The organism is Spongiactinospora gelatinilytica (genome assembly GCF_003236385.1).
Lineage (GTDB): Bacteria > Actinomycetota > Actinomycetes > Streptosporangiales > Streptosporangiaceae > Spongiactinospora > Spongiactinospora gelatinilytica.
In genome coordinates this window covers 23,915-31,633 of sequence record NZ_POUA01000040.1, presented here as the reverse complement: position 1 = coordinate 31,633, position 7,719 = coordinate 23,915, and the positions used below count along the sequence as shown (strand labels likewise).

The 7,719-nt window shown below is 70.8% G+C and carries 3 protein-coding genes; 1 reads left to right on the top strand and 2 read right to left on the bottom strand.

Annotated elements, in window-relative coordinates; genetic code table 11:
- Positions 1-6,053 (bottom strand): type I polyketide synthase (locus C1I98_RS43680; protein ID WP_199536798.1); only part of this gene is annotated, 6,053 nt, incomplete at its 3' end.
- A 169-nt stretch (positions 6,054-6,222) separates the two neighbouring features.
- Between C1I98_RS43680 and C1I98_RS08125 the strand changes: the two genes are divergently transcribed.
- Positions 6,223-6,972 (top strand): thioesterase II family protein, encoded by a 750-nt coding sequence (locus tag C1I98_RS08125; RefSeq protein ID WP_111166462.1) that lies wholly within the window; start codon positions 6,223-6,225, stop codon positions 6,970-6,972.
- Positions 6,973-7,089: 117 nt separating this feature from the next.
- Here C1I98_RS08125 and C1I98_RS08120 read toward each other — a convergent pair whose 3' ends face one another.
- Complete coding sequence (locus C1I98_RS08120) at positions 7,090-7,680, bottom strand: TetR/AcrR family transcriptional regulator (RefSeq protein ID WP_158557960.1); 591 nt, start codon at positions 7,678-7,680, stop codon at positions 7,090-7,092.
- Positions 7,681-7,719 lie beyond the last annotated feature (39 nt).

Here is a 7,719-nt window from a genome sequence, read left to right as displayed (position 1 = left end):
GGCTCCTGCCGGTCCCGGCCATAGGTCGCCAGCAACGCCTGAGCCTCGATCGGGTCGCCCAGCGTCGTCCCGGTGCCATGGGCCTCGACCGCATCGACGTCGGCGGCCGATAGTTGGGCGTTGGCCAACGCCTGCCGGATCACCCGCTCCTGCGAAGGCCCGTTCGGCGCGGTCAGCCCGTTCGAGGCCCCGTCCTGGTTCACCGCCGACCCACGCAGAACCGCCAGCACCTCGTGCCCGTTCCGCCGGGCATCGGACAGCCGCTCGACCACCAGCACACCGGTGCCCTCACCCCAGGCCACGCCATCGGCCGCCGCCGCGAACGACTTGCTGCGTCCGTCCGGCGCGAGACCCCGCTGCCGGGAGAACTCGACGAACGAATCCGGCGTGGCCATCACCGTCACCCCGCCGACGAGTGCCAGCGAGCACTCCCCCTGCCGCAGCGACTGCGCCGCCAGATGCAGCGCGACCAGCGACGACGAGCACGCCGTATCGACGCTGATCGCCGGACCTTCCAGCCCGAAGGTGTACGACACCCGCCCCGACACCACACTGCCGCCGGCGCCGGAGTCGGCGTAGTCGTGGTACATCACCCCGGCGAAGACCCCGGTCCGGCTGCCGCGCAGCCCCTGCGGGTCGATCCCGGCCCGCTCCAACGCCTCCCACGAGACCTCAAGCAACAACCGCTGCTGCGGGTCCATCGCCAGCGCCTCACGCGGACTGATCCCGAAGAACCCCGGATCGAACTCCGCCGCGTGATGCAGGAACCCGCCATCGCGCACATACGACTTCCCGGGCTGCTCTGGTTCCGGGTCGTAGACGCCGTCGATGTCCCAGCCACGGTCGGCGGGGAAGCCGGAGATGGCGTCCACCTGGTCCGCGACCAGCCGCCACAGCCCCTCGGGCGAGTCCACCCCGCCCGGGTACCGGCAGGACATCCCCACGATCACCACCGGATCGTGGACATCAACGGCGACCGTCGCGGCCGGTACGGGGGCCTCCACCACGCCGGTACCCACGACCTCGTCCAGCAGGTACTCCGCCAGCACCCGCGGAGACGGATAGTCGAAGACCAGCGTCGCGGGAAGCCGCAGGCCGGTGACGGTACCCAGCCGGTTACGCAGTTCCACCGCTGTGAGCGAGTCGAACCCGAGGTCCGAGAACGCCCGCTCCGGCTCCACGGCCTCGGCCGATCCGTGCCCCAGTACCGAGGCCACCTGGGCCCGGACCAGGTCGATGACCACACGCTCACGTTCGGTCTCGGTCAGTCCGGCCAACCGGCCGGCCAGCCCGTCCGGCGTGGTCTCGGCGGCCCGCTGCCGCTTGACCTGCGCCAGGCCGCGCAGGGCAGTGGGCAGGGACTCGCCCTGCGCACGCAGCGCGGCCAGGTCCAGTTTCACCGGTGCCAAGGCCGCAGCCTCGATTCCCAGCGTCGCGTCCAGCAGGGCCAGCCCTTCGTCTGCGGTCAGCGCCCGTACGCCTTCGCGGCTCATCCGCGACCGGTCCACCTCGGCCAGCGAGCCGCCCATGCCGCCGGCCTGCTCCCACAGGCCCCAGGCCAGCGACAGGCCACCGCGTCGCTGTGCCAGCGCGTCCAGGAACGCGTTGCCCGCCGCGTAGTTCGCCTGCCCGGCCGCGCCCAGCACCCCGGACAGCGACGAGAACAGCACGAACGCCGACACATCCGGCAACAGCTCGTGCAGATGCCAGGCCGCGTCCACCTTCGGCCGCAACACCGCGCTCAACCGCTCCGGCGTCAGCGCCTCCACCACACCGTCATCCAGCACACCGGCCGCATGCACCACCGCGCCCAGCTCGCGCCCAGCGAGCAGCCCCGCCAGTGCGCCCCGATCGGCCACATCACACGCGGCGACCTCCACCGATGCACCCAGCCCGGCCAGCTCATCACGCAACCCCACCGCACCCGGCGCGTCCAAGCCGCGCCGCCCGACCAGCAGCAGCTCGCGTACCCCATGCACGGTCACCAGGTGCCGGGCCACCAGCGCGCCCAGGCCACCGGTGCCCCCCGTGATCAGTACCTGGCCGGGCATGGCCGGGGCCTCCCCGGCCACCGCGCGCACCCGGGCCAGCCGGGGCAGGAACACCCGCCCCTCACGGACCGCGTACTCCGACTCACCGTCCACCAGCGAAGACAGCGGACCATCGGTGTCCACCAGCACGAACCGCCCTGGATGTTCGGCCTGTGCGGATCGCACGAGACCCCAGACCGCCGCACCGGCCAGGTCCGCCACGGTCTCCGCAGCAGAAGCCGCCACCGCGCCACGAGTAACGATCACCAGGCGCGACCCGGCGAACCGCTCATCGGCGAGCCAGTCCTGAACCACGGCCAACGCCCACGCCGCAGCCTCGTGTACCGCCTCCGCTGAATCGTCGGCAGCAGGCTCATGAACCAGTGCCACGGTGTGCGGGACCTCGTTCAGCCCCGCCAGATCCGGGACGACCACCCCATCGAACCCACCCGCAGCAGCCCCAACCTCAGCCCACTCCAGCCGATACAACGACTCCCGGAAACCACCTTGGGACACCAGAGCAGCCGCCAGCCGCTCAGCCGACACCGGCCGAGACACCAACGACCCCACCGACGCCACCGGCAACCCGGACTCATCCGCCAACTCAACGGACACCCCATCCAGGCCGGATGCGGCAATGCGGACCCGTACCGCCGAAACACCCGCCGCGAACAGCGACACCCCGTTCCACACGAACGGAATCGACGGCCCCTCCGCCGTATCGCCCACCAGCGCGGCGTGCAACACCGCGTCCAGCAACGCCGGATGCACCCCGAAATCACGACCACCCGCCGCATCGGGCAACCCGACCTCGGCGAACACCTCCCCACCACGCCGCCACACCGCACGCAACCCCTGGAACGCAGGCCCATAGCCATAACCGGCCTCGGCCAGCTCCTCGTAGGCACCCGCGATGTCCACGACCTCGGCCCCCTCCGGGGGCCAGGCCGTCGCCTCCCAGCCACTGGGGACCTCACCGGGTGTCACCGTCCCCGAGGCATGCAGCGTCGTGGCGGAGGAGGGGCCGCTGTAGATCGCGACCGCGCGACGCCCGGCCTCGTCCGCGCCCTCGACGACCACCTGGATGGCGACCCCGCCGTCATCCGGCACCGGCAACGGCGCGTGCAGGGTCAGTTCCTCGATCCGCCGGCAGTCCACCTGGCCGGCGGCCTGCAACGCCAGTTCCACGAACGCCGTCCCCGGCAGGATGACCTGCCCGAGTACGGCGTGGTCGGCCAGCCACGGCTGGTCGCTGATGGACAACCGCCCGGTCAGCACCACCCCGCCGGTGGCGGGCAGCGTGACCACCGCACCCAGCAGCGGGTGATCGGCGGGGCGCTGCCCCACGCGGGTCACATCGCCGGGATCGTGCGCCGGCTCCAGCCAGTAGCGCTCGCGCTGGAAGGCGTACGTCGGCAGGTCCACCCGGGTGCCCTGGCCCGCCAGCACGGCCTGCCAATCCACCGCCAGACCCGACGCCCACGCCCGGCCCAGCCCCGACCACAGGGATTCGACCTCCGGCCGGTCCTTACGCAGCAGCGGCACGAACAGCCGCTCCTCGTTCAGAGCGGTCAGCACACCATCGGGGCCGATCTCCACGAACCGGGTCACGCCATCGGCGGCCATCGCCGCCACGCCCTCCTCGAAGCGGACCGTCCGGCGGACGTGCTGGACCCAGTACTCCGGCGAGCACACCTCCTGGCCCGCCCAGGTCCCGGACACGTTCGACACCAGCGGCAGGCGCGGCTGCGTGAAGCGGATCCGGGAGGCGGCCTCGGCGAAGTCCCCAAGCATCGGGTCCATGAGCGACGAGTGGAACGCGTGCGACACCCGCAACCACCGGGACCGCCACTCCACCCCGGCCGCGAACTCCTCCAAAACCTCCCGAGCCCCGGACAGCACCACCGCGTTGGGGCCGTTCACCGCGGCGATCGACAGATCAAGTCCTTCTATCGCCTGAGCGACATCGGCTTCGGCGGCGACGACCGCGAGCATCCCCCCACCCTCCGGCAGCGCCCGCATCAACCGCCCACGAGCCGCGACCAGCGCCGCGCCGTCCTGAAGGGAGAACACCCCCGCCACATGGGCGGCGGCCAGCTCACCGATCGAGTGGCCCATCACCGCATCCGGCACCACACCCCACGACTCCACCAGCCGGTACAAGCCGACCTGGAGAGCGAACAACCCGGCCTGCGCATACGCCGTCTGCTCCAGGGCAGCGGCATCCGAGCCCCACATCACCTCACGCAGCGGACGATCCGACACCCGATCGACGACCGCGCAGACCTCGTCCACCACCCCGGCGAACACCGGGAAACTCTCGTACAGCTCCCGGCCCATCCCAAGACGCTGCGAACCCTGCCCCGAGAACACAAGACCGGTCCGCCCGGCAACCACCCCCGCGCCCGGAACCAGTCCGTCCAGGCCATCGAGCAACGCCTCACGGTCCCCGGCGACCACCACCGCACGCCGTTCCAACGCCGCCCGAGCGGTCAGCGAAACCGCCACATCGGACGGTTCCAACTCAGGATTCGCACGCAGATGCTCGGCCAACCGCCCGGCCTGCTCACGCAACCCCGCCTCGCTCCGCGCCGAGACCACCACCGGCACCACACCGGACGGCCGAACCTCAACAGCCTCCGCCTCCGGGGCCTCCTCGATGATGACGTGCGCGTTGGTGCCGCTGATCCCGAACGACGACACCCCCGCCCGGCGCGGCCGATCTCCCTCGGGCCACTCCCGGGCCTCGGTGAGCAGTTCCACCGCCCCCGCCGACCAGTCCACATGCGGAGTCGGCTCATCGACGTGCAACGTACGCGGCAATACCCCGTGCCGCATCGCCATGATCATCTTGATCACACCGGCCACACCCGCCGCCGCCTGGCTGTGCCCGATGTTCGACTTGATCGACCCGAGCCGCAGCGGCTCCGACCGCCCCTGCCCATAAGTGGCGAGCAACGCCTGCGCCTCGATCGGGTCCCCCAGCGTGGTCCCCGTACCGTGCGCCTCCACCACGTCCACATCCGCTGTGGACAACCGCGCATTGGCCAGCGCCTGGCGGATCACCCGCTCCTGCGAAGGCCCGTTCGGCGCGGTCAGCCCGCTGGAGGCCCCGTCCTGATTGACCGCGGACCCGCGGACCACCGCCAAGACCTGGTGCCCGTTACGCTGAGCGTCCGACAGCCGCTCCAGCACCAGCACGCCCACGCCCTCGGACCAGCTCGCCCCGTCCGCGGCGGCGGCGAAGGACTTGCTGCGCCCGTCGGGGGCCAGCCCGCGCTGCCGGCTGAAGTCGACGAACATCGACGGAGTGGACATCACCGTCACGCCGCCGACCAGCGCCAGCGAGCACTCCTCCTGCCGCAGCGACCGCGTGGCCAGGTGCAAGGCGACCAGCGACGACGAACACGCCGTGTCCACCGTCACCGCGGGCCCTTCGAGGCCGAAGAGGTAGGAGACCCGCCCGGACACGACGCTGGGGGCACTGCCGTTGCCGACGTACCCGGCGATGTCCTCGGGGACCTTTCCGGGACGGCTGCCGTAGTCGTCGTACATCACCCCGGCGAACACGCCGGTCCGGCTGCCGCGCAACGCGTGGGGGTCGAGGCCGGCCCGTTCCAGCGCCTCCCAGGACACCTCCAGCAGCAACCGCTGCTGCGGGTCCATGGCCACCGCCTCACGCGGACTGATCCCGAAGAACGCCGAATCGAACTCCGCCGCGTCGTACAGGAAACCGCCGTCGCGCACGTACGACTTGCCGGGCCGGCCCGGCTCCGGGTCGTAGACGCCGTCGATGTCCCAGCCACGGTCGGCCGGGAACCCGGAAATGGCGTCCACCTGATCGGCGACGAGCCGCCACAGCCCTTCCGGCGAGTCGACCGCGCCCGGATACCGGCACGACATACCGACAATGGCGATGGGCTCGTGTTCCCTCAATTCGGCTTCGCGCAGGCGGCGCCTGGCCTCTCTCAGGTCGGCAGTCGCTCTTTTCAGATATTCGACAAGTTTTGCTTCATTGTTCACTGAAAACCCACTCCTGCGCGAGCGCGAATGAGATCGGCCCAACGCTACGGAGCGCCCACAGCAGCGGCCAACCCCTAAACCTCTAGGGGTTGGCCGTGCTCCGACGTGCCGCCTAACGTCGAGAGGGCATGCTGCCCCTAACGAATGTCGAGCGACCGAAAGCGTGAAAATGACGACGACCGAACAGGCTCTTTGGGGAAGGCGTTTCCACCCGGCGCCGGGCGGTGCGAGCAGGTTGATCTGCCTGCCGCACGCGGGTGGCTCGGCGCCTTTCTTCCTGCCGGTGTCCCAGAAGTTGTCCGCGCGTTTCGATGTGGTGTCCGTGCAGTACCCGGGGCGGCAGGACCGCAGGCACGAGCCGTGCGTCACCGACCTGGTGGAGCTGGCCCGGGGGGTGTTCGAGGCGCTGGGGCCGTGGGACGGGCCGCCGGTGGCGCTGTTCGGGCACAGCATGGGCGCGAGCCTGGGGTTCGAGCTGGCGCGGCTCATGGAGGCGGAGGCGGGGGTAAAGCCCGCGCATCTGTTCGTCTCGGGGCGCAAGGCGCCGTCGATGCCGCGCGACGAGCGCGTTCACCTGCTCAACGACGCGGGGCTGCTGGCCGACGTACGCCGCCTCGGCGGTGCCGATCCGCGCATCCTGGGCGATGAGGAGCTGCTGCGGATGGCGCTGCCCGCGATCCGCGCCGACTACCGGGCCGCCGAGACGTACGTCTACCGCCCGGGCCCGCCGCTCTCCTGCCCGATCACCGCGTTCACCGGCGACGATGACCCGAAGGTGACGGTCGAGGAGGCACGCGCCTGGTCCGCGCACACCACCGGCGCTTTCGAGCTGAACGTCTTCCGGGGCGGGCACTTCTTCCTGGCCCAGCACCAGGCCGCGATCCTGGAAAATATCTCCGGGTACCTGAGCCTCGCCTGACGGCGAGCGGCGGCGGCCAGGGGTGGCGCACCCCCGGACAGGGGTCCGCCCAGGACTCCTGTCCACCCAAAGCAGGGGTGCCCTCCCCAGCACCCCGCACCACCTCCAAGCGGGTGGTCAGTCGTCGCGTTTCGCGTTGGCGGCGGCGGTGGCGAACAGCCGGATGGCCTCGGCGAGGTCGCGGGCCGTCGGGGCGTGTTCCGGGTCGACCTCGCGCTGCACCGCCTGCCCGATGAGCAGCGACAGCAGCAGCCCGCCGAACGCCCGGTTGGCGCGCTCGCCGTCGGCGTCCACGACGCCTTCGAAGACCTTGGGCAGGCCGAGCCGCCCCTCCTCGTACTTGCGCGCGATCGACGCGAGCACCTCCGGTGAGCGTTTCATCTGGACGAACGCCTCGAAGCTGCCGTTCCACTCCATCGCGCCCACGGCGAAGACCCCCGTGACGCGCTCCCAGATCTCCTGGAACTGGTCGATGGGGTCGCCGGCCGTCTGCTCGGGCAGCTCGATGCCCTCGATGTTGTCGCTCCAGTCGCTGAGTATCTCGATCAGCGCCTGGGTGAGCAGGGCTTCCTTGGAACCGAAGTGGTAGCCGATGGAAGCGAGGTTGGTACCGGAGGCGGCCACGATGTCACGCGTCGTCGTGTGCGCGTAGCCCCTCTCGTACAGGCACCGCTTGGCGCCTTCCAGCAGGTCTTCGCGATGTCCCACGAACACACTATACATACATACGATCTATACATACATCCG